Raw genomic sequence first — 21,360 nt, 5'->3', positions numbered from 1 at the left:
ACATGAGCTCCCTTGCGTTGTCCGTGCTGTTGTCACTGATCTCCGCGGTCGCCTACGCGGCCGGGGCGATCATCCAGGAGCGCGTGGCCACGACCGATGACAACGCCTGGCACGCCCTGCTGCGCAACAGCGTGTGGTGGGTCGCCGTCGTCCTCAACGGCATCGGCGCGGTCCTGCACGTGGTGGCGCTCGCCTACGGTCCGCTCAGCCTGGTCCAGCCCCTCGGAGCGCTGACGATCGTCTTCGCGCTGCCGATGGCGGCCCTGTTCGTCGGGCGGCGGGCCGGGGCGACGGCATGGCGCGGGGCGCTGATGGCGACGGCCGGGCTCGGCGGACTGCTGGCGCTCACGGGGAACGCCGAGCCGCACACTTTGAACGGTGCCGAGCAGGCGCTGCTGGCCTCGGTGACGTTCGGGGCCGTCGCCGCGCTCGTCGCCCTCTCCCGTACGCTGCGCCGGCCGGTCCTGCGCAGCATCGTCCTCGCCACGGGCGCGGGCGCGGCGTTCGGTATGGCCTCGGTGTTCACGAAGACGGTGGCCGTGGAGTGGACGTCCGGTTCGGTGCGCTCGGGTGCGTTGCCGCTGCTGGTGATCGCCGGGCTCGCCGCGGCGGGCCTGTTCCTGTCCCAGGCGGCGTACCGGGGCGCGGGACTCACGGCCCCGCTGGCGACGGTGACGGTGGTCAACCCGGTGGTGGCCGCCGCCATCGGCATCACCCTGTTCGGCGAGCACTTCCGGCTCGGTGCTCCCGGCACCGTCCTGGCCCTGTCCTGCGGGGCGTTGGCCGCGGCGGGCCTCATCATGCTGACGCGGGAGCGGATGGATCGGGAACATGCCGACGAGGCGTGGGCCGACCCGGAGCCGGCGGGCCCCGGCGCCCGGCTCGCGGTCCCGGCCGGCGGCCCGGGCGTGGGGGACGCAATCCGCGGCGCGGACGGGCAGGAGGACAGAGGCCGCTCGGGGTCGTCCGATGCGTCCGCTCGGTCGGCCGTCCCGGAACCGGCGTCGGGTCCGCCGCCCACGGCTGCCAAGTCGTCGCCCCTGCCGCCGGGGCGCGCCGTGCCGCAGGTGGAGTTCGGCACGCCGAGCCCGCTCGGGGAGCAGCAGCGGCGCGGCGGAGCCACCCTGCGACGCTCCCGCTCCGAGCGGAGGGTCGAGACCCTGTTGCCGCCCGCCCGGAGGTAGCCGGACGGTCAGGCCCGACGCCGCCGCTCGCAGGCAGGCAGAGGGTCAGACCCTGACGCCGCCTGCTCGCAGGTAGGCGAGCGGGTCGACGTCCGAGCCGTAGCCGGGGCCCGTGCGGATCTCGAAGTGCAGGTGGGGCCCTGTGCTGTTGCCGGTGGAACCGGAGCGGGCGATGCGCTGCCCGCCGGAGACCGACTGCCCGGCGCGCACGTGGAGCGCGGAGAGATGGGCGTACTGGCTGTACTTGCCGTCACTGTGCCGGATGACGACCTCGTAGCCGTACGCTCCGGCCCAGCCGGCCGAGACGACGCGGCCCGGGGCCACCGACTTCACGGATGTCCCGGTGGGCACGGGGAAGTCCACACCGGTGTGGTAGCCGCTGGACCAGGAGCCGGCCTGGCGGTACGGGGTGCCGGTGCCGGCTGCGACCGGGGCGCTGAAGCCGGAGTGCCGCACGGCCCGTTCCGGGGCGGGCTGCTCCTTCTTGGGGGCGGCCTTCTTCGGCGCCTCCTGCTTCGGGGCCTGGCGCTCGGGCGCTTCCTTCTTGGGCGCCCGCTGCTTGGGGGCTTCCTTCTTGGGCTCGGCCCGGCGCTGGTCCGTCTTCTTCGTCCCGGGCGCGGCGGCCGAGGGCTTCGGAGCGGTCTGCCGTGCGGGCTTCCCGGCGCTCGCCCCCTCCCCCGCCTTCGGGGCCCGGCTCCCGTCCAGGCTCAGCCGCTGTCCGGGGAAGATCAGATTCGGGTCGTCCCCGACGACGGTGCGGTTGGCGGCGTAGAGGCCCTGCCAGCCGCCGGGGACCCGACGGTCGGCCGCGATCCCGGAGAGGGAGTCGCCGCTCGCGACGGTGTACGCGTCACGCTTGCCCGGCACGTGGGTGGGCGTCGTCGCGGCGGGACGGGTCTGCGCCTTCCTGGGCGGTGCGCTCTGCGGCGCCGCCGCTGCCTGGGCCGTCCGGCTGCCCGCGCTCTGCGGGGCGGTCCCGGTCCCCGGGGCGGTCTCGGGTGCGTCGCCGCCGCGCGTGAGCCCCGCCCGTACGGAACAGGTGGGCCAGGCCCCGGGCCCTTGCCCGTCCAGCACCCGTTCGGCGATGGCGATCTGCTGATCCCTGGTGGCGAGGTCGGCGCGTGGGGCGTACTGCGTGCCGCCGAAGGCGGCCCAGGTCGAGGCGGTGAACTGGAGCCCGCCGTAGTAGCCGTTGCCGGTGTTGACGGTCCAGTTGCCGCTGGACTCGCACGCGGCGACCTTCTCCCAGACCTCGCCCGAGGCGGCCCCGGCCGAGGCCGCGGTGATGAGTGGGAGCGCGATGCCCGCGCCGCCCGCCGTCACCGTGAGTGAGGCACGGTTGATTCGACTGGGCTGATATCTGCGGTGCCGTCCGGTCGCGGCCATACGTGGCTCCCCCACTGGCTTCGGTACATCTCGCAAGGGGCAACGTAGGTCCGCAGAGTGACTGATCACAAGCAAAACGTGAGACTCGGCCGCCCCTGGCCGGTCCATGGCCGAATACCGCCGCCCTGAACGCCCTTCACCTGGATGCGTTCAGCCCTCGGGGGACTCTTCCGGCCAGGCCCAACCTGGCTGAGACGTGGCGTCGGCCCGTCGGGAACCACAGGGCGGCCATCGATGGAGAGCGCTCTCCGTCAGGCTATGAGGACGCCCATGACGGATGATCGGCGGGCGGGCGGAGCACCCGCCCTGGAGGACGTGGCGCGAGCCGCCGGCGTCTCCCGCGCCACCGTCTCCCGGGTCGCCAACGGGGTGCGCCATGTCGACCCGGTGATCCAGGAGGCGGTGCGGCACTGGCCTGCCGTCCGCCGCTGACCACGGTCCGCCGGCCGGTGGAGGGGATGGCCGCGGAGATGACCCGCCTGCTGCTGGACCGGTCGGAGCGGCCGGACGGCCCGGTGATCTCCGTGATCTTCGAGCCGGAGCCGGTGGTGCGGAGCTCGGCCTGGACGACGGACGCCCGGGACCGCGGGACCACGGACGTGTCGACTGGGCGAGTGGTGGGTGCAGACCTGAACGACGTTGCCTCCGGGACCTGTTGGGCGAGGGGCTCACCGGCGTGCGGCAGGATCCGTTCATGGCCCCTTCCCTGCCCTCTCCCCCGCCCCGCGTCCGGGTCGCCGCCTATGTGATCCGGCGTCACCCCTCCCCCGCTCTGCTGGTGTTCGACCACGTGGACTTCCCCGAGGCCGGCACCCAGGTGCCCGCGGGCGGTGTCGCGCCCGGCGAGGATCCGGAGCGGGCCGTGCTGCGCGAGGTTGCCGAGGAGACCGGGCTGACCGAGGCCCGCGTCGTCCGGCGGATCGCGGTGGACGGCCGGCCGCATCCCGGGACCGGCCGGCCCCGGCTGACCACCTACCTCCTGCTCGACGCCCCGCCGGACGGCCCCGTGGAGTGGGAGCACCGGGCCCGTGGCGACGGGGACGACGCGGGGATGCGGTTCGCCTGCCGGTTCGCGCCGCTCCCCCTGGCGCACCCGCTCGCCGACGCCCAGGACGCGCACCTGGGCCGGGTGGACCCGCGCTGGGTCGCGCGGGGCGAGGCGGCGGGCCGGCCCGAGGAGGCGCGTCCTCTCAGGTGACCGAGGTCCGGTGCCGCTCCCGTACCGCCTCGACGGCCGTACGCGGCGGGATGCCCGGCCCTACCGGCTCCGGACGGCTGCCGCCCCGGGTCAGGAAGTCGGCGAGCGGGAGTGTGGCCGCGCCCACGGTGACCGCGTCCGGGCCGAGGCGGCCCATCTCGATGGTGGTGCGGGCCGCCGCATGACTCAGGGCGTACCCGTTCGCGTACCGGCGGATCTCCGGCAGCAGGCGCGGGCCGAGGAGAAGGCCCGCCCAGCCGCCGATCAGGACCCGCTCGGGCAGGAAGAGGTTCACCAGGTCGGCGAGGGCCGCGCCGAGGCATTCGGCCGTCTCGTCGAGCAGCGCGAGGGCCACCGGGTCCGGGGTGGCGCCCCGGCGTGCCGGGTAGGCGGCGGTGAGCAGGGCGGCGAGCGCGGTCTCGTCGTCGGCGTCCTCGGGCAGCGGGCCGCCCGCCTCGCGCCAGCGCTCGCGCAGGGCTTCCGCGCCCGCGTACGCCTCCAGGCAGCCGATGGACCCGCAGCGGCACCGGCGGCCTCGGAGCTGAACGGTGGTGTGGCCCCATTCGAGGGCGAGGCTGGTGCGGTCCTCGTCGAGGATGTCACCGCGGTCGACGCAGGCACCCACACCCGAGCCGATCAGGGCGATGGCGGCGGCTCCCGCGCCCCGCCCACCGCCGAACCACATCTCGGCCTGGCCGAGCGTCTTGGCGCCGTTGTCGATGAAGAGCGGCACCTCGGGCGGTACGTCGACCGCTTCGCGCAGCAGCTGTTCGAAGGGGACCGCCCGCCAGCCGATCGTCTGGCCGTGCACCACCGCGCCACGGGTGCCGTCGGGACCTTCCGGGCCGTCGCGCTCGATGATGCCGGGGACCCCGATCCCGATGCCGAGGAGCCGGCCCGGGTCGGCGCCCGCGTCGCGCAACACGTGCGCGACGCCGGTGCGGACATGGGCGACGATGCGCTCGACGTCGTAACCGTGCTGGGCCAGCAGCCGTTCCGTGCGGGCCAGTTCGGTGAGGGAGAGGTCGAACAGCTCGACGCGGACCCGGGTCTCGCCGATGTCGATGCCGATGAGGAGGCCGCCGTCCGGGGCGACGCGCAGCAGCGTACGGGGGCGGCCGCCGTCGGAGTCGACGATGCCGGCCTCCTCCAGCAGGCCCTCGGCGGACAGCTCCGCGACGACGTTGCTGATGGAGCCTGAACTCAGGCCCGTGACCGGGCCGAGCTCCTGACGGCTCAGCGGGCCGTCGAAATACAACCGTTGCAATACCCGCGCCCGGTTGCCCCGCCGCAGGTCACGCACGGTTCGTCTGTTGCGCTCGGCCATGGTGCTCCTTCCCGTCCAGGAACATACCCCGGCCCGAGGCCTTGACGCGACCTTCTCTCACCTCTTAACTCACAGCATAAATTAAGCCATGGAGGCCGTTCGGTTCCCGAACGCAGCCACCCCCGGAAAGGGGCCACCTCTCATGCGTCACCTCAGAGCCGCAAGCGCCGTCACCCTCGCCCTCTCCATCGCCGTGGCCGCCACCGGATGTGGTGGGGGAACCACGTCGGGCGGCAGCAACGAGTCGCCGAAGACCCTCACCTACTGGGCGTCCAACCAGGGCCCCAGCATCGAGGCCGACAAGAAGATCCTCACTCCCGAGCTGAAGAAGTTCGAGAAGGAGACCGGGATCAAGGTGAAGCTGGAGGTGGTGCCGTGGGCCGACCTGCTCAACCGGATCCTCGCGGCCACCACCTCCGGTCAGGGCCCGGACGTGCTGAACATCGGCAACACCTGGTCGGCCTCGCTCCAGGCGACCGGCGCACTCCTGCCGTGGGACGACAAGAACTTCGAGGCGATCGGCGGCCGGGACCGCTTCGTCGACTCGGCGGTCGCCTCGGCCGGCAAGGAGGGCGAACCGCCCGCCGCGGTGCCGCTGTACTCGCTGGCGTACGCCCTCTACTACAACAAGAAGATGTTCGCCGAGGCGGGCGTCGAGAAGCCCCCGGCCACCTGGGACGAGCTGGTCGCGGCCGGCCGGAAGATATCCAAGGACGGCAAGTGGGGGCTGGGCGCCGAGGGAGGCAACCTCTCCAACAACATCCACCAGACCTTCGTCCTGGGCCGGCAGCACGGCGCCGACTTCTTCGACGAGGACGGCAAGGCGACGTTCACCTCGGACGGTGCGGTCGCGGCGGTGAAGCAGTACATCGACTTCATGGCCAAGGACAAGATCATCGCCCCGGGCAACGCGGAGTACGCCCAGAACCAGTCGCTCACCGACTTCGCCAAGGGCAGGACGGCGATGGTGCTGTGGCAGGCGGCCGCCTCCACCTTCGCCGCCCAGGGCATGAAGCCGGAGGACTGGGGCGCGGCCCCGGTGCCGGTCCCTTCGGGCGCCCCGGGCACCGGCAAGCAGGTCAACTCCATGGTCGCGGGCATCAACATGGCGGTGTTCAAGAACAGCAAGAACATCGACGGTGCGAAGAAGTTCGTGAAGTTCATGACGAGCGACGCCGAGCAGAAGCTGCTCAACAAAACCTACGGCTCCATCCCGCCGGTCAAGGCCGCCCAGGCCGACGACGCGTTCGCGGCCCCCGACCTCAAGGTCCTGCGCGACACCCTCGCCACCAGCGCCGCCCCGCTCCCCCAGGTTCCCAACGAGTCGCAGTTCGAGACGGCCGTGGGCACGGCGGTCAAGGAGCTGTGGGCGGACGCGGCGGCCGGACGCCCTGTGACCGAGGAGTCGGTCAGGGCGCGCCTGGAGAAGGCCCAGCAGACGATGCAGCAGTGAGGCCCTGATCCATGACCGCCACCGTCATCACGGACCCCGAGGCCGACACGTCGGCCGGCAGGGGGACGAGCCGGGGCACCGGGGGTGCGCGCAGGAGACTGCCGCGCATCCCCGACCGGATCCGCCACCCTATCTCCTGCTTCTGCCCGCCGTCCTGCTGGAACTCCTCATCCACATCATCCCGATGGTCATCGGGATCGTGATGAGCTTCCGGCAGCTCACGCAGTTCTTCATCAGCAACTGGGGCGCCGCGCCCTGGTCCGGCCTCGACAACTACCAGATCGCCGTCGATGTCAACGCGCCGATCGGTGAGGCCCTGCTCCACTCGTTCTTCGTCACCTGCGTCTTCACGTTCTTCTCCGTCGGCCTGGCCTGGCTGCTCGGCACAGCGGCAGCGATCCTGCTCCAGGAGAGCTTCCGGGGCCGGGGCGTGCTGCGGACGATCTTCCTGGTCCCGTACGCCCTGCCGGTCTACGCGGCCGTCATCACCTGGGCGTTCATGTTCCAGCGGGACAACGGGATGATCAACCACGTCCTGCACGACCAACTCGGCCTCACGGACGAGCCGTCGTTCTGGCTGATCGGCGACAACAGCCTCTACACCCTGATCATCGTCTCGGTGTGGAAGGGCTGGCCGTTCGCCTTCCTCATGCTGATGGCCGGGCTCCAGAACATCCCGCGCGAGCTGTACGAGGCCGCCTCGATCGACGGCGCGGGCATCTGGCAGCAGATCCGCCGGATCACACTGCCCTCGCTGCGCCCGGTCAACCAGGTACTGGTCCTGGTGCTTTTCCTGTGGACGTTCAACGACTTCAACACCCCGTTCGTGCTGTTCGGGAAGTCGGCGCCGGAGAACGCGGACCTGATCTCGATCCACATCTACCAGTCGTCGTTCGTCACCTGGAACTTCGGCACCGGATCGGCGATGTCCGTCCTGCTGCTGCTCTTCCTGCTGATCGTGACGGCCGTCTACCTGTTCCTCACGTCGCGCGGAAGGAAGGGCGCCGATGTCTAGCCTCACCCGGCCGACCCGCACCGCCCGGTCGCGGGCCCGCTCGCCGATGGCGGCCCCGCAGTCCTTCCTGTGGACTCGGCGCATCATCCTGACCCTGCTCGCCGGCTTCGTCCTGCTGCCGGTCTACGTCATGGTCAGCAGCTCGCTGAAGCCGCTCCAGGACGTGTCGGGGAAGTTCCAGTGGTTCCCGTCGACGCTGACGATCCAGCCGTACTTCGATATCTGGGAGACCGTCCCGCTCGCCAAGTACTTCGTCAACTCCCTGATCGTGGCGGGCTCGGCGACGGTGCTGTCGGTGACGATCGCGGTGTTCTCGGCGTACGCGGTGAGCCGCTACCGGTTCCGGGGCAAGCGGGTCTTCACCGTCACCGTGCTCTCCACGCAGATGTTCCCGGGGGTCCTCTTCCTGCTCCCGCTGTTCCTCATCTTCGTCAACATCGGCAACAGCACCGGCGTCGCGCTGTACGGATCGCGCGGCGGACTCATCCTCACCTACCTGACGTTCTCGCTGCCGTTCTCCATCTGGATGCTGATCGGGTACTTCGACTCCATCCCCCGGGACCTGGACGAAGCGGCCCTGGTCGACGGCTGCGGCCCGGTCCGCGCGCTCTTCCAGGTCGTCGTACCGGCAGCCGTGCCGGGCATCGTCGCGGTCTCCGTCTACTCCTTCATGACGGCCTGGGGCGAGGTGCTCTTCGCCTCCGTCATGACGAACGACGCCACCCGGACCCTCTCCGTCGGCCTCCAGGGCTACGCCACGCAGAACGACGTGTACTGGAACCAGGTCATGGCCGCGTCCCTCGTCGTCAGCGTCCCGATCGTCGTCGGCTTCCTGCTCCTCCAGCGCTACCTGGTGGCCGGCCTCACCGCCGGAGCCGTCAAGTGACCTTCACAGAAAGGCAGTACGTGTCCGACCTCAACGCACTCCCGGCCGACTTCACCTGGGGCGTCGCCACCGCCGCGTACCAGATCGAGGGGGCCGTGGCCGAGGACGGCCGCTCCCCCTCCATCTGGGACACGTTCTCGCACACCCCCGGCAAGGTCGACGGCGGCGACACGGGCGACGTGGCCTGCGACCACTACCACCGGGTCCCCGAGGACATCGGCCTGATCAAGCGGCTCGGCGCGGACGCGTACCGCTTCTCGATCGCCTGGCCGCGCGTCGTGCCCGGCGGTGACGGGCCGGTCAACAAGGCGGGCCTGGACTTCTACGACCGGCTCGTGGACGGACTGCTGGAGGCGGGCGTCACCCCGTTCGCCACGCTCTACCACTGGGACCTGCCGCAGGTGCTCCAGGACCGGGGCGGCTGGACCGTACGGGAGACCTCGGAACACTTCGCGGCGTACGCCTCCCATGTGGTCGAACGCCTGGGCGACCGGGTGAAGGACTGGGCGACGCTCAACGAGCCGCTGTGCTCGGCCTGGATCGGGCACCTGGAGGGCCGGATGGCCCCGGGCCTCACCGACCTGACCGCCGCCGTGCGCGCCTCCTACCATCTGCACCTGGGCCACGGTCTCGCCGTCCGGGCGATCCGGGCGGCCTCCTCGGACGCCCGGGTCGGCATCGTCAACAACCTCAGCCCGATCGAGCCGGCGAGCGGGAGTGAGGCCGACCTCGCCGCCGCCCGCCGTGCCGACGGCCACATCAACCGCTGGTGGCTGGACCCGATCCTGGGCCGCGGCTACCCGCAGGACATGGTGGAGGAGTACGGTGTCGAACTCCCGATCCAGCCAGGCGACTTGGAGGCGATCGCGGCCCGGCTGGACTGGCTGGGGCTGAATTACTACTTCCGGCAGATCGTCACCGCCGACCCCGACGGGACCGCACCGCACGCCCGGCAGGTCCCCGTCCCCGGCGCCCGGCTCACCCACATGGACTGGGAGGTCCACGCGGAGGGCCTGGAGCAGCTGTTGCTGCGGCTGACCGAGGAGTACGGCGTCGCGCGGATCTACGTCACCGAGAACGGTTCGGCGTACGAGGACGTCGTCGCGGCGGACGGCTCGGTGCACGACCCGGAGCGCGTCCGCTATCTGGAGGAGCACCTCGCCGCCTGCGCCCGCGCGGTCGCCGAGGGCGCCCCGCTGGCCGGTTACTTCGCCTGGTCCCTGATGGACAACTTCGAGTGGGCGTACGGCTACGACAAGCGGTTCGGCCTGGTCCACGTGGACTACGCGACGCAGCGCCGTACGGTCAAGAGCAGCGGGCTCCGGTACGCGGAGCTGGTCCGGGAGCACGCGGTACGCCGCGCCGGCCGGACGGCCGCCTGACCCGCTTCTCTCCCGCCTCTCCCCGGCAGTCCTCCGGCCGCGGCACACTCCCGTCGCGGCCGGAGGGCTTTTCGCATCGCCGGGCAGCCGCTAGGAGGAGGGCGCCCACGGCTTCAGCATGTCCTTCATCGCGTCCGTCAACGCGAACTGGAGCAGCGGACCGTAGGTCACGCGGCCGACGCCGAGGCGGCGGAAACGCTCCAGGTCGTGCTTGACGGGATGCGCCGTGGTGTTCACCGGAACGGCGACGGCCGCGGTCACCGCCGCGAGCAGCTCGTCGTCGTCCTGGATGCGCACCGGGTAGACGCTGTCGGCGCCGGCCTGCTCCAGGGCGCGCAGCCGCTCGATCACCTCGTCGAGGACGTCGGAGGGCTTCTCCGCGTGCACGAAGAGGTCGGTGCGCCCGTTGACCCAGACCGGGACGCCCGCGTCGTCGGCCGCGGCACGCAGACCCGCGACGTAGCTCGCGTGCTCCTGCGTGCCGCGCACGCGTCCGCCCTCGGAGTGGACGGTGTCCTCGACGTTGAGACCGACACCGCCGGCCTCGATCAGACCTGCGACGAGATCCGCGGGCTTCTGGCCGTAGCCGGATTCCAGGTCCACGGAGACGGGGACGTCGACCGCCGCGATGATCGGCCTGACGGCGGCGAGCACCTCCTCGAAGGTCTGGCCCTCCTGGTCCTCGGCCCCGCGGGAGTCGGCGAGCGGGTGGCTGCCGATGGTCAGCGCGGGGAAGCCCGCGGCGACCGCGGTCCGCGCGGACCAGACGTCCCAGACGGTGGGCAGCACGAGCGGTTTGTGGTCGGCATGCAGTTGCTTGAGGCGTTGAGCGCGCTCAACGGTGGTTCCAAAGTCCATGCCGAGGACGCTACCCCGCATCGTCCGAGAACGACGCGACGAGCCCGCGGCGGCAGCGGGGTCGGGGCGGCGCGGAGGCGTTGCGGGCCCCGCCGGACCAGCGCCGGTAGACGCCGAACTCGTAGCGCGAGTAGCCCCACGAAGCGGCCCCGCGCACCGGCGGGGCCGCTCACTGGTCCTACGTCGTGCCGCCGGGGACCGCTCCGCCCGGGAGAACGGCGGGACGGCTCCCCCGGGATCAGGCGGTGTGCAGCCTCAGGCCGTACCGGTTGAGGATCTCGTTGATCGGCTGGTACCAGGTCTCGCCGCCGCTGGTGCAGTTGCCCCAGCCGCCGGAGGTGACGCCCTGGGCCTGGTCGCCGCTGATGAACGAGCCACCGGAGTCGCCGCCCTGGGCGCAGACGCTCGTCTTGGTCATCTGGTGGACCGCGCCCTGGCTGTAGTTGACGGTCTCGTTCTTGGCGAGGACGCGGCCGCAGTGCCAGCGCGTGGTGGAACCGGAGCGGCAGATCGAGGCGCCGATGGGGGCCTCGTTCGAGCCACGGACGAGCTGGTCGGGAACGGTGCCCCAGCCGAGCACGACCGGCACGGTCCACCACCCGCTGCCGACGTTCACCCAGGCGTAGTCGTTACCGGGGAAGGACGAGCCCTGGAAGTTGCCGATGTAGGAGTTGTCCCAGCCGCGGACCTGCTGGCCGACGCCGCCGCAGTGCCCGGCGGTGACGAAGCCGCCGTGCACGGAGAAGCCGATGGAGCAGCGGACGTTGCCCGTGTAGTACGGGTCGCCGCCGACCGTTCCGGCGGCGAAGGTCTGCGGGGCCTGGGCGGTCGTCCTCACCGTGACGGGACCGGCTTTGCGGGCCTTCGCGACGAAAGCGCGGACATCGTTGTCACCCTGCTCTGCGGCGACGACGTTCACGACGACACGGCTGGTGGCCGGGTCGACGTGCCAGCTGCTCACACCGGACGGGGCCTTCAGGGCGTCGATCCGCGCCTTGGCCGCGTCGAGGCTCTTGGCCGAGTGCTCGACGAGCCGGGTGTCGGCACCGGTCGCCCGTACGGCTTCAGCTTTCTCGGTGGTGGTGACCGCGACGGTGAGCTTGCCGGTCTTCGCGTCGAGCCAGGATCCCCCGAAGGCGGAGCCGGCGGCGCGCTGCGCCTTCTTCTCCAGGGCGGTGGCGGCCTTCTCGTCGGCGAGCCGGGTGAGGGCCTGCTTCTCGGTGAGGCCGAGATCGCGCTGCATCGCGGAGAGCAGGGCAGCGGAGGCGGCGGGTTCGGCGGGGGCGGGCGCGGCGGAGGCAGACACCGGACCGGCGGCGGTCCAGGCTCCGAGTACCAGGAGCGCGGACAGACCGGTCCGCAGCAGGGTTGCGTGTCTCAAGGGAGTGACCCTTCCTGTGGTTCCAACGACGACGTGGGGGTGGAACGGGAGGCGTCCGGGAGCGCGATCCGATCGTGCCGCTTGAGAGCGCTCTCAGATGTGCCGTTCCCGGACTGTAGCGGAGTTACAGAGTCAGGTCCATGCCAATGACAGAGGTGTGCCGGAAGGGTTCGGGGCGCCGTGCGCACCCGGGTTGAGTAGGCGTACTCATCCGGCCCGCGGGGACTGGCCCTACGGTCACAGGAACACGGGGCAGGACCCGGTGGCAGGACCAGGTGGAGGAGCAGAACATGGCCGGATCACGCCGTAGACGGTGGAGAACAGCGCTCACCGGCGCACTGGCGGGTTCGCTGGTCGTGGTATTGGGCGCGTGCGGCGTCATGGACACGAAGGACGACCGCCGAGCCGCGGAGGAGGTGGCCGAGAAGCACTTCCCCGGGCAGCTCAAGGCGATCGAGGCCCGCACGCTCTTCCCGGGATCCGGTGGCTCGGAGGTCGCGTTCGCGGTGACCGACGACCGCGACGCCGTGGTCCGGCTCCGCATCGACGCGGACTCGGCGGACCGGCGCATGTGCGACCGGAAGGAGTGTGCGGGCGTGCTGGCCGAGGCCCTGCAGCGCGGCCGGCAGCAGGCCGAGGACTTCCGTACGCTCCGGGGCGCCTTCGACGCCTGCGGTTACGAGCTCATCGCCCTGGGCACGACCGGCACGTCGCCCTACGTGATCGCCGAGCTGACGAACGCCACCGTGGCGAAGGTGCTCGGCGAGATCGGGGAGTGCGTCCAGCGCTGGGTCACCGCGAGCGGGGCGGACAGCACGTTGGCGAAGGCTCAGGCCTCGCACGTGAACGTGGTCTCCCCGTCCGTCGCGGAGCGCCGGGACCGGGGCAAGGACTCCTGGCCCACGGTGATGCGGCTCACCCGGAGCAGCCTGCTGGCCTCGCTCAACAAGCACGCCTACGTCTCGGCGAGTTACGAGATCGAGGCGGGCCGGGTCGACACGACGGGCCGCGCCCGGGTGGTCCGCACGTTCCGGGAGCGCGAGAAGTTCGGCGAGACGGTGCAGAACGCGGTGGAGGAGCAACTGCGCGCCACCTACCCCCGGGTGGTGATGAGCACCTACCAGTGGATCTGGCAGCTGGAACCGGGCCGCGTGGACCGGCAGACCGGCTACGTCCTGTTCTGCCCCGAGCCGGGGGCGGACGGGCGGTGCGTCAACCCCGACGACGCGGCCCTGGTGACCACGGACGGGCGCGGCAACCCGGTCGGAGAGATCCGCCTCGTCCACGACGTCCGCGAGGGCACGGGGGCGCTGCGGCTGCCGCCGTACTGACGGGCCGGTCGGGCCCCGTCGGGCACCCTCTAGGGTCGGAAGCATGACGACACCCCTTGCAGGCAGCGCTTTCGACTCGCTCCGCCTCGACGCCGTGACCGACCAGGAGGCACTGCGCCGGGCCTACGAGCTGCCCGGAGCCGCGGCCATCCGCAAGCAGATGACCGAACTGACCGAGCAGACACAGCGGTTGATCGGATGCTCGTCACTGGTCCTGGTCGCCAGCGCGGACGCCGCGGGCAACTGCGACGTCTCGCCGCGCGGCGGCCCGGCCGGGTTCGTCTCCGTACTGGACGCACGGACGGTGGCGATACCGGACGCGACCGGCAACAAGCGGCTGGACACCCTGCAGAACGTGATCGCCACCGGACGGGCCGGGCTGCTGTTCTTCGTTCCGGGGCGCACCACGACGCTCCGGGTGAACGGCCGGGCGTGTGTCTCCACCCGTCCGGAGCTGCTGTCGCAGCTCACCGCCGTGGGCAAGCCGCCGGCCAGCGCCCTGGTGATCGGGATCGAGGAGGTCTACCCGCACTGCCCCAAGTCGCTGCTGCGCAGCGGGGCCTGGAAACCGGAGCAGTGGCTCCCGGCGGACGCCCAGCCGACCTCGGCCGAGGTGACGCTGGCGCAGCTGCGGATGCCGGAGCTGACGATCGCCGACATCGAGCGGCGCGAGGCGGAGTCGCTGAAGTACCGGTACGAGTAGGAGTCCGCCTTGCCGTCGGAGATGTTCTAGGCGTGCTCGCGTGCGGCGCGATCGAGGACGTACTCACGGCCGAGCGCATGACCGCCTGCTTCGGCCGCCCCATCGAGGTGTCCCGGCCCGCCGGCCGACGGCTGGCGCGCGCCGACGGCAACGCGTAGGCACGGACCGAGCGCGGTCGTCCGGCTCAGGGAGCCAGGAGAGGCAGTCCAGCGGTACGCCACAGATCACGGAAGCCGTCCCGCGCCCCGGGCACGTTCCCGGCCGGTCCGCTCGCCGCCCGCCGGGCCGCGTCCGCCGCCTCCTCGGCCGCCGTACGCCAGGCCCGTACCGCCGCCCCGATCCCCGCGGATCCGTCGATCGGCTCCCAGCCCGGGTCTCCGTGGGCCGCGAACCCGGCCCACGCAGCGGTCATGCGCCGGGACAGCTCTTCGTCGGCCTCGCCGGGCGGGCCGCCGACGAGGAAGTGGACACTCTCCTCATGGAGGTTGCCGAAGGCGAACGGGATGTCCGCGCAGTGCCAGGCGCGGACCCGCCGCCCCGCCCGGTCCCGGCGGCGGTCGAAGCGGGCGAGGAAGGCCCGGCCGCCTGCCCGGGCATGGGCCTCGGCGAGGCGGGAGCTGTACTCGCCGAAGAGGAGGCCGGAGTGGAGGGAGAGGTAGACGTCCAGCACCCCGGCGTCGGGCAGGCGTTCGCGGTGGCCTTCGACGAGCGAGGCCGGAAGGCCGAAGTCTGCTGCGAAGACGGCCAGTTGTTCCTCTGTCGTGATCCTCGCGCTGCTGCCGACCGCGTCCAGGAGCCAGCACTCCTCCGTGGTGTGACAGACCAGCAGCTCCACCGCACCGCCCGCGCCGGCCGCCAGGGCCTCCAGCGGATCGGCGGTCAGGAGGGCGCCGTCGGCGACCGGGCCGTAGATCGCCGGATCGTAGTGGCGCTGCCCCGACGCAGGGTCCTGGGCGTACCGCGCGCACACCCGGTCCGTGGCGGCCACGAGGGCCTCCGGCGGAGCGGCGAGCAGGCCGGCGCGGGTGGCGGGCACCCCGGCCTCCGCCGCGACCTCGGCCGTGGTGCGGGCCGCTTGCTCCCGGCCGGCGAAGGCGTTGACGGCGCTGTGCAGGACAGCGCGGCGGAACAGGCCGCGCGCCCGGTCGGCCACCGCCAGGCAGGCGACGGAGGTCGCACCCGACGACTGCCCGGCCAGGGTCACCCGGTCGGGCGAGCCGCCGAACGCGGCGATGTTGTCGCGGACCCATTCCAGGGCGGCGATCTGGTCGAGGAGCCCCCGGTTGTCGGGGAAGGCCGCGGACCCGCCTGCGGCGCCGGTTTCGACATCGGCGTCGGACATGCCGGCGTCGACGACGGGCACGTCGGCATCGACATCGGGCACGTCGGCGCCGGGCACGTGGCCGAATCCCTCGAAGCCGAGACGGCTGTTGAGGGTGACGACGACGAGCCCTTCGCCCGCCAGCGCGGTGCCGTCGAAGTCGGGCTGGGCCGAGGATCCGAAGACGTACGCTCCGCCGTGGATCCAGACCAGCACGGGCAGGCCGCCCGGTCCGTCAGCGGGCGTCCAGATGTTCAGCGTGAGGATGTCCTCGTCACCGGGTGACCAGACCGGCGCGCCCGGCAGTTCGGCCGACTGCGGGGCCACCGGGCCGAAAGCGGCACAGTCGCGCACGCCGACCCAGGGTTCCGGCGGCCGCGGCTCCCTGAACCGGAGACGACCGAACGGCGGTGCGGCGTACGGGAGTCCGCGCAAGACGACGATGCCGTGGTCCCGGGGGGCGCGCCGCCCCCGCACCAGCCCGGTCTTCGTCGTGAACACGTCCACGGTGCCCGCTCCCCCGCTTCTGCCCCGTCCGGCGTTCGGCGTGGCCGGGTCAGCATCCCAGCACGCTCGCGCTCACCGCCAGCGCATTGATCTTGGTCCGCACGTCTACGGGCCCCACGTCCGCGCTTCCTACGCGCCGGTCAGCTCACGGACGGTCGCCATATCGCTGAAGGGGAGCAGATCGCCCCGGATGCTCTGGTGGGGTTCGCTGCCCTTGCCCGCGATGAGCACGATGTCGTCCGGCCCCGCCTCCGCCAGGGCGGCGGCGATGGCCGGGCGGCGATCGGTCAGTCGTTCGAACGGCGTCCCGGTCGACGCGATGCCCTCCCCGATCTGGTCGAGGATGGCCTCGGGGTCTTCGTAGCGGGGGTTGTCGGAGGTGAGGACGCACAGGTCGGAGTGGGTGCCCGCGATCGCGCCCATCTCGGCGCGCTTGGTGGTGTCGCGGTCGCCGCCACAGCCGAAGACGGTGATGACCCGGCCCCGGGCGAAGCCGCGGATGGTGGTGAGGACCTTGTTGAGGGAGTCCGGTGAGTGGGCGTAATCCACGATCACCGAGGCGCCCCCGGGGATCTGGAGGCGCTCGAAGCGGCCCGGGATCTGCGGCATCCGCTCCAGCGCGTCGACCAGCCCGGCCAGACCGTGGCCCAGGAGATGGCACGCGGCCACCGTTGCCAGCGCGTTGGCGACCGAGAACCGGCCCGGCGACGGGATCGCCGCCGGATACTTGCGACCGTCGTGGTGCAGGGTGAACCGGGAGCCCCAGGCGTCCACGGTGAGGTCGCTCGCGCGGTAGTCCGCGTCGCCGTCCAGCGCGTACGTGGTCACCGCGCCGGGCATCAGCTTCCGGATTGCGGCACCCACCGGGTCGTCGGCGTTGACGACGGCGCGTCGGCACAGGCCCTGGAAGAGGCGGAGTTTGGCGTCCCGGTAGTTCTCCATGGTGCCGTGGTCGTCGAGGTGGTCCTGGGTCAGGTTGGTGAAGACTCCGACGTCGATGAACGTCCGGTCCAGGCGGTGCGTCAGCAGCCCCATCGACGTGGCCTCCAGGACGACGCTTCCGCACACCCGGTCGCGCATGTGTCCCAGCAGGTACTGGAGATCGGGCGATTCCGGAGTGCTGAGCATGGAGGGCGGCATCGGGATGAGCTCGTCCCCGATTCGGCTGCCCGCGGTGCCGATCACTCCGACCCGGGCCTGCTCGGCGAGCCGCAGCACCGACTCGGTCATGTACGAGACCGATGTCTTGCCGTTGGTCCCGGTGATGGCGATCAGGTCCATCGCCCGGCCCGGTTCGCCGAAGTAGCGCGAGGCCACCACCGCGGCGGCCTTGCGTACATCGGGGACGCGTACGGCGCACACGTCGCCCAGTGCCCTGGGCAGGGGTGGCGCCTGTTCGTCGACGAGTACGGCGACCGCGCCGCGTGCGACGGCCGGGGCGACGGCGATCGGGCCGCCGGCGGCATGGCCGGGCACCGCGGCGAAGACGGAACCGGGGGTGACCCGGTCCGCGTCGAACGTCACGCCGGCGGTGACGTCCGTGCGGTCGGGGGTTCCCCGGAGCACATGGTGGTCCTGCCCGGCCATGAGGTCGCTCAGCTGCACGATGATCCCTTCGAGTGCGGCGTCGGCCGGGTGGTGCGCCGTCGCCGGGCAACGGCACGGGCGGGTGCGCCGCGGGCCGCGTGGTGCTGTGGAGCCGATCGGGGAACACACACCTCCGGCGGACGCCCGGGGGCGGCGCGGGCTCCGTCGCTCAGCGCGCCGGAGAGGTGGTGTCAGTGGGGGGGAGGCGGCGGGCCGGAGCGGTTACGCCTGGGGCGTGGAACGTCGGATGCGGCTGCCGGGAACGGTCGCGAACACCGCTAGCCGTGGCCGTGCAGCGCGGTACGGCCCGTGCCGGGCGCCGCGTCGGCGAGCGCCGGGGGCACGGCCGCTCGGGCGGCGGCCGGGGGCAGCGCGGAGGAGGCCCGGTGCGGGCACTTACTCGGCTCGGCGCTGCGTCCCATGGGTCGAGTGTACGGGGGGAGCGGACGGGCCCCGGTCCGCGTCGACCGGGCCCGTCCGGAGGCCACGGAAGGTCAGGGTGTGCTCTCGACGAGCCGGACGGTACCGAGGATCTTCAGCACGGTCGACTCGGGCACCTCGTCGTCGACGCCGCGGACACCGACGAACGTCCAGGAGAGCCTCTCCCCCGCATGGTTCTCGAAGGCGAATGCGGTCGCCTTGCCGTCGTAGGTGCAGCGGCCCGTCCCGTCGACTCCGGTCGAGGTGGCCGTCGCCATCCTCCCGGTGAGGCCGGACTTCGTGGTGAACGGCTCCGCGGCCCCGGTGGTGACCTTCTCCTTCGACGGCTGGGCGTAGCTGCCGTAGACCCACAGGCGGGCGTTGTCCCGGGCCGCTTGGGCGGTGTCGCGGGCGTCGGGCTCGGCCCGGGAGCCCACGGAAGCCAGCGGGGTGTCCTCCTGGGTGCCGTTGCCGTCGTCGTCGGAGCTGCACCACTTCTCCTGGAGGAGCGCCGGGGCGGCGAACCCGACGAGCGGGGTCTCGTCGGGGTCGCCGTTCTCCGCGACGTACGTCACCCATCCGGACGGCTTCACCGCCCAGTCCACCGGCACGTCGAAGGCGATGCCGCGCTTGGGGTTGATCACCGTCTTCCAGCCCGGCACGAGGGGCGCGGTGGCGTCCTCGGCTCCACCCCGGGGCTCCCCCGGGGACGCGGACGGCGAGACGACGTCCGCTCCGGCAGGCCCCGCGTCCGCCTTCCCGTCGTCCGCGTCGTCGCCGAGCACCAGGAATCCGGTGATCCCGGCGGCCAGCACGACGGCGGCCGCCGCGACGACGGCGATGGTCGGGCCACGGCGACGGCCGCCGGACGGAGGCGGGGGCGGGGCGGGGTGCGCACTCCAGGGGGCGGAGGCCCCGGCGGGCTGTCCGGCCGGCTCGGTCGGTGCGTTCCAGGGGCCGGTCGGGGCGCTCCCGGGAGCCGGCGGCTGTCCCGTGAGCGGCGGCCATGGTCGCTGCTGCTGGTGGCCGCCCCCGGGCGACTGCTGTCCGTACTCCATGGAGGGTCACCCTATGCCGAGCTTTTCGACGATTCGAACGTCCCGGCCTCCCACGAGTCTCCGTGCGTCGGGGCACCGGGCGCGACCTGCGTATGGTCCGTTTCGCGCCACCCGTGCGGGGCACCCGAATCCGATCTTCCCTTTGCGGCCGGAGCGGGACCGGAGTGGAATTGCGTACAGGGGACAGCGGTATCCGGTACAGCGGTATTCGGTACTTCCGGGAATTCCCGGAGGAAAGGACGTGCCATGAGCGACAGCGAGTGGGGGGACAACGTCTACCAGCCCCAGGAACCCGAGGCTTCCGACCCCGCCGAGCAGCTCGGCGCGGAGGACACGCTCATGGACCCCTCCGGCACCGGCGATCCGCTGGACGAGGGCTACGCCCCACCGGACCGCCCGTGGGTGGTCGAGGGACTCGGCACCACGGCCAACGAGCGGCACACCGGCGAGTCCCTCGAAACCCGGCTGACGAGGGAGGTTCCCGAGCCTGACGGCTCGCTCGGCGACGGTGTGGGCGATCTCGTGGACGGCGACGGCGAACCCTGGGACAACGAGGTGGGCGTCGCCCGCGCCGGCCGGCTGACCCAGCAGGCGGACGGGACGGTCCCGGCCACCCTCACCGCCAGCGACGTGGGCATCGACGGAGCGGCGGCGTCGGCCGAGGAGGCTGCGATGCACGTGATCCCCGAGCCGGGGGACGACGACGCGCTCCTGGAGCCCTCGCCTGTCCCGGGCACTTCCGGGTCCGATCCCGCCCCCGGCGGCACGACCGCCACGCCCTCGCCCTGAGCGGTCGGTCGGCGAGCGCCCGCCTCCGAACGCGGCTGCCCCCGCTCCCGTACTCCCGTCACCGAAGCACCGCAACCGAAGAGCGGCACGTACCGCACCCCCCAGGAGCACGCACATGAGCGGCACTGCTCAGATCGGTGTCACCGGACTCGCGGTCATGGGTCGCAACCTCGCCCGCAACTTCGCCCGCAACGGCTTCACCGTCGCTCTGCACAACCGCACCACGTCCCGGACCGACGCCCTCGTCGAGGAGTTCGGCGACGAGGGCACCTACGTCGCGGCGCACACGCCGGAGGAGTTCGTCGCGGCGCTGGAGCGCCCCCGACGCCTGGTGATCATGGTGAAGGCGGGGGACCCCACCGACGCGGTGATCCAGGAGTTCGCGCCGCTGCTGGAGGAGGGCGACGTCGTCATCGACGGTGGTAACGCCCACTTCGAGGACACGCGCCGCCGTGAGAAGGCGCTGCGCGAGCGCGGGATCCACTTCGTCGGCGTGGGGATCTCCGGCGGCGAGGAGGGCGCGCTGAACGGGCCCAGCATCATGCCGGGCGGTTCGGCGGAGTCCTACGCGTCGCTGGGCCCGATGCTGGAGAAGATCGCGGCACGGGCGAAGGACGGCACGCCGTGCACCGCGCACATCGGTCCGGACGGCGCGGGTCACTTCGTGAAGATGGTCCACAACGGTATCGAGTACGCGGACATGCAGCTGATCGCCGAGGCGTACGACCTGCTGCGCGCCGTCGCCGGGTACTCCCCCGCACAGATCGCCGACGTCTTCCGTACGTGGAACACCGGCCGGCTCGATTCGTACCTGATCGAGATCACGGCGGAGGTCCTGGACCACACGGACGCGGTGACCGGGAAGCCGTTCGTCGACATCGTGCGGGACCGGGCCGAGCAGAAAGGCACCGGGCGCTGGACCGTACAGATCGCGCTCGATCTCGGGGTCCCGGTGTCAGGGATCGCGGAGGCGGTCTTCGCCCGGTCGCTCTCCGGCCACGCCGATCTGCGGGAGGCGGCGCGCGGCCTGCCGGGGCCCACACCGGAGCCGCTCGACGAGGCGGAAGCGGCGGCGTTCGCGGACCGGGTGGAGCAGGCCCTGTACGCCTCCAAGATCGTCTCGTACACGCAGGGCTTCAACCAGATTCGTGCAAGCAGCGAAGCCTACGACTGGGACATCGGCCTCGGCTCCGTGGCGGCGATCTGGCGGGCGGGCTGCATCATCCGCGCGGCGTTCCTCGACCGGATCCGCGCCGCATACGACAGCCGGCCCGACCTTGTCAGCCTGCTCTCCGACAAGGAGTTCGGGCAGGAGATCGGCGCGGCGCAGGAGGACTGGCGGGCGGTGGTGGCCGAGGCCGTGCGCCAGGGCGTGCCGACGCCGGGCTTCGCCGCCGCGCTCGCGTACTACGACGGGCTGCGCGCGGACCGGCTGCCCGCGGCGCTCACGCAGGGCCAGCGTGACTTCTTCGGGGCGCACACCTACCGGCGTACGGACCGGGAGGGTTCGTTCCACACGCTCTGGGGCGGCGACCGCTCGGAGGTCGCGACGGGCTGACCCTGCACGACGACCG

General features: G+C 72.2%; 17 protein-coding genes and 4 pseudogenes. 13 read left to right on the top strand and 8 right to left on the bottom strand.

All coding sequences use genetic code 11. The features are described from left to right. Positions 1-2: 2 nt before the first annotated feature. Complete coding sequence (locus tag CCZ36_RS31885; protein WP_069736373.1) at positions 3-1,184, top strand: DMT family transporter; 1,182 nt, start codon at positions 3-5, stop codon at positions 1,182-1,184. Positions 1,185-1,229: 45 nt separating this feature from the next. On the opposite strand, the gene CCZ36_RS31880 is transcribed toward CCZ36_RS31885, so the two are convergent. Beyond that, entirely contained in the window at positions 1,230-2,570 is a 1,341-nt protein-coding gene (locus tag CCZ36_RS31880; RefSeq protein ID WP_069736299.1) for a transglycosylase family protein, read from the bottom strand. 270 nt (positions 2,571-2,840) lie between these two features. Between CCZ36_RS31880 and CCZ36_RS34955 the strand changes: the two are divergent. The 3 genes and pseudogenes from CCZ36_RS34955 to CCZ36_RS31865 form a co-directional block, all read left to right on the top strand. Then, a pseudogene (locus CCZ36_RS34955) lies at positions 2,841-2,978 on the top strand (LacI family DNA-binding transcriptional regulator); the annotation flags it as partial. After that, a pseudogene (locus CCZ36_RS31870) lies at positions 2,972-3,133 on the top strand (substrate-binding domain-containing protein); the annotation flags it as partial. The pseudogenes CCZ36_RS34955 and CCZ36_RS31870, both read left to right, overlap by 7 nt. A 131-nt stretch (positions 3,134-3,264) precedes the next feature. Continuing rightward, on the top strand, positions 3,265-3,768 hold the full coding sequence (locus tag CCZ36_RS31865) for an NUDIX hydrolase (RefSeq protein WP_069736372.1): 504 nt from the start codon (positions 3,265-3,267) through the stop codon (positions 3,766-3,768). Here CCZ36_RS31865 and CCZ36_RS31860 read toward each other — a convergent pair. Beyond that, a complete protein-coding gene (locus CCZ36_RS31860) occupies positions 3,761-5,095 on the bottom strand; it encodes an ROK family transcriptional regulator (RefSeq protein WP_128819137.1) in 1,335 nt (444 codons plus the stop codon). The two genes, CCZ36_RS31865 and CCZ36_RS31860, sit on opposite strands and share 8 nt — an antisense overlap. Positions 5,096-5,237: 142 nt before the next feature. Here CCZ36_RS31860 and CCZ36_RS31855 point away from each other — a divergent pair, with 142 nt between their 5' ends. From CCZ36_RS31855 to CCZ36_RS31840, 4 genes and pseudogenes are all read left to right on the top strand, one after another. After that, positions 5,238-6,548 carry an ABC transporter substrate-binding protein gene (locus CCZ36_RS31855; RefSeq protein WP_069736297.1) on the top strand — a complete coding sequence of 437 codons (1,311 nt, stop codon included), beginning with the start codon at positions 5,238-5,240 and terminating at the stop codon, positions 6,546-6,548. A gap of 11 nt (positions 6,549-6,559) precedes the next feature. Then, positions 6,560-7,563 (top strand): annotated as a pseudogene (locus CCZ36_RS31850) (carbohydrate ABC transporter permease). Beyond that, a complete protein-coding gene (locus CCZ36_RS31845; RefSeq protein ID WP_069736295.1) occupies positions 7,556-8,449 on the top strand; it encodes a carbohydrate ABC transporter permease in 894 nt (297 codons plus the stop codon). Before CCZ36_RS31850 ends, CCZ36_RS31845 begins: the two are co-directional and overlap by 8 nt. Before the next feature lie 20 nt (positions 8,450-8,469). Then, positions 8,470-9,831 carry a GH1 family beta-glucosidase gene (locus CCZ36_RS31840; protein ID WP_069736371.1) on the top strand — a complete coding sequence of 454 codons (1,362 nt, stop codon included), beginning with the start codon at positions 8,470-8,472 and terminating at the stop codon, positions 9,829-9,831. Between the two features lie 90 nt (positions 9,832-9,921). On the opposite strand, the gene CCZ36_RS31835 is transcribed toward CCZ36_RS31840, so the two are convergent. After that, positions 9,922-10,689, bottom strand: a complete 768-nt coding sequence (locus CCZ36_RS31835) for an isocitrate lyase/PEP mutase family protein (RefSeq protein WP_069736294.1) — start codon at positions 10,687-10,689, stop codon at positions 9,922-9,924. Between the two features lie 238 nt (positions 10,690-10,927). After that, entirely contained in the window at positions 10,928-12,070 is a 1,143-nt protein-coding gene (locus CCZ36_RS31830) for a S1 family peptidase (protein WP_199887531.1), read from the bottom strand. A 290-nt stretch (positions 12,071-12,360) separates the two neighbouring features. Here CCZ36_RS31830 and CCZ36_RS31825 point away from each other — a divergent pair, with 290 nt between their 5' ends. From CCZ36_RS31825 to CCZ36_RS31815, 3 genes and pseudogenes are all read left to right on the top strand, one after another. Beyond that, positions 12,361-13,401: an SCO7460 family lipoprotein gene (locus CCZ36_RS31825; RefSeq protein ID WP_128819136.1), complete on the top strand. Its 1,041-nt coding sequence runs from the start codon at positions 12,361-12,363 to the stop codon at positions 13,399-13,401. 43 nt (positions 13,402-13,444) lie between these two features. Then, the gene (locus CCZ36_RS31820; RefSeq protein WP_069741106.1) at positions 13,445-14,104 is read left to right on the top strand and encodes an MSMEG_1061 family FMN-dependent PPOX-type flavoprotein; all 660 of its coding nucleotides are present in this window, start codon (positions 13,445-13,447) and stop codon (positions 14,102-14,104) included. Positions 14,105-14,136: 32 nt separating this feature from the next. Continuing rightward, a pseudogene (locus CCZ36_RS31815) lies at positions 14,137-14,262 on the top strand (ABC transporter ATP-binding protein); the annotation flags it as partial. 26 nt (positions 14,263-14,288) lie between these two features. Here the strand turns inward: CCZ36_RS31815 and CCZ36_RS31810 are convergent. The 4 genes from CCZ36_RS31810 to CCZ36_RS31800 all read right to left on the bottom strand — a co-directional run bounded on the left by CCZ36_RS31810 (position 14,289) and on the right by CCZ36_RS31800 (position 18,997). Further along, positions 14,289-15,932: a carboxylesterase/lipase family protein gene (locus CCZ36_RS31810; RefSeq protein WP_128819135.1), complete on the bottom strand. Its 1,644-nt coding sequence runs from the start codon at positions 15,930-15,932 to the stop codon at positions 14,289-14,291. Between the two features lie 129 nt (positions 15,933-16,061). Further along, complete coding sequence (locus CCZ36_RS31805; RefSeq protein WP_128819134.1) at positions 16,062-17,537, bottom strand: UDP-N-acetylmuramoyl-L-alanyl-D-glutamate--2,6-diaminopimelate ligase; 1,476 nt, start codon at positions 17,535-17,537, stop codon at positions 16,062-16,064. Between the two features lie 260 nt (positions 17,538-17,797). Then, positions 17,798-17,941 carry a hypothetical protein gene (locus tag CCZ36_RS34950; RefSeq protein ID WP_164873566.1) on the bottom strand — a complete coding sequence of 48 codons (144 nt, stop codon included), beginning with the start codon at positions 17,939-17,941 and terminating at the stop codon, positions 17,798-17,800. Positions 17,942-18,013: 72 nt separating this feature from the next. Continuing rightward, a complete protein-coding gene (locus tag CCZ36_RS31800) occupies positions 18,014-18,997 on the bottom strand; it encodes a hypothetical protein (protein ID WP_128819133.1) in 984 nt (327 codons plus the stop codon). Between the two features lie 246 nt (positions 18,998-19,243). Between CCZ36_RS31800 and CCZ36_RS31795 the strand changes: the two genes are divergently transcribed. Then, positions 19,244-19,786 carry a DUF5709 domain-containing protein gene (locus CCZ36_RS31795; protein ID WP_069736289.1) on the top strand — a complete coding sequence of 181 codons (543 nt, stop codon included), beginning with the start codon at positions 19,244-19,246 and terminating at the stop codon, positions 19,784-19,786. Between the two features lie 115 nt (positions 19,787-19,901). Beyond that, the gene (gene gndA, locus CCZ36_RS31790; protein ID WP_128819132.1) at positions 19,902-21,344 is read left to right on the top strand and encodes an NADP-dependent phosphogluconate dehydrogenase; all 1,443 of its coding nucleotides are present in this window, start codon (positions 19,902-19,904) and stop codon (positions 21,342-21,344) included. The last annotated feature ends 16 nt before the right edge of the window (positions 21,345-21,360 follow it).

The sequence above is a fragment of the Streptomyces sp. S063 genome (assembly GCF_002832675.1).
Lineage (GTDB): Bacteria > Actinomycetota > Actinomycetes > Streptomycetales > Streptomycetaceae > Streptomyces > Streptomyces sindenensis.
The sequence above is the reverse complement of the archived record's forward strand: the minus strand, read 5'-3'. Positions and strand labels throughout refer to the sequence as shown.

Excerpts from the sequence above, each read along its gene's own strand:
- CCZ36_RS31800 (WP_128819133.1), bottom strand. The coding sequence starts at position 18,997 with ATGGAGTACGGACAGCAGTCGCCCGGGGGCGGCCACCAGCAGCAGCGA.
- CCZ36_RS31885 (WP_069736373.1), top strand. The coding sequence starts at position 3 with ATGAGCTCCCTTGCGTTGTCCGTGCTGTTGTCACTGATCTCCGCGGTC.
- CCZ36_RS31795 (WP_069736289.1), top strand. The coding sequence starts at position 19,244 with ATGAGCGACAGCGAGTGGGGGGACAACGTCTACCAGCCCCAGGAACCC.
- CCZ36_RS31855 (WP_069736297.1), top strand. The coding sequence starts at position 5,238 with ATGCGTCACCTCAGAGCCGCAAGCGCCGTCACCCTCGCCCTCTCCATC.
- gndA (WP_128819132.1), top strand. The coding sequence starts at position 19,902 with ATGAGCGGCACTGCTCAGATCGGTGTCACCGGACTCGCGGTCATGGGT.
- CCZ36_RS31820 (WP_069741106.1), top strand. The coding sequence starts at position 13,445 with ATGACGACACCCCTTGCAGGCAGCGCTTTCGACTCGCTCCGCCTCGAC.
- CCZ36_RS31865 (WP_069736372.1), top strand. The coding sequence starts at position 3,265 with ATGGCCCCTTCCCTGCCCTCTCCCCCGCCCCGCGTCCGGGTCGCCGCC.
- CCZ36_RS34950 (WP_164873566.1), bottom strand. The coding sequence starts at position 17,941 with ATGGGACGCAGCGCCGAGCCGAGTAAGTGCCCGCACCGGGCCTCCTCC.
- CCZ36_RS31880 (WP_069736299.1), bottom strand. The coding sequence starts at position 2,570 with ATGGCCGCGACCGGACGGCACCGCAGATATCAGCCCAGTCGAATCAAC.
- CCZ36_RS31825 (WP_128819136.1), top strand. The coding sequence starts at position 12,361 with ATGGCCGGATCACGCCGTAGACGGTGGAGAACAGCGCTCACCGGCGCA.
- CCZ36_RS31835 (WP_069736294.1), bottom strand. The coding sequence starts at position 10,689 with ATGGACTTTGGAACCACCGTTGAGCGCGCTCAACGCCTCAAGCAACTG.
- CCZ36_RS31860 (WP_128819137.1), bottom strand. The coding sequence starts at position 5,095 with ATGGCCGAGCGCAACAGACGAACCGTGCGTGACCTGCGGCGGGGCAAC.
- CCZ36_RS31845 (WP_069736295.1), top strand. The coding sequence starts at position 7,556 with ATGTCTAGCCTCACCCGGCCGACCCGCACCGCCCGGTCGCGGGCCCGC.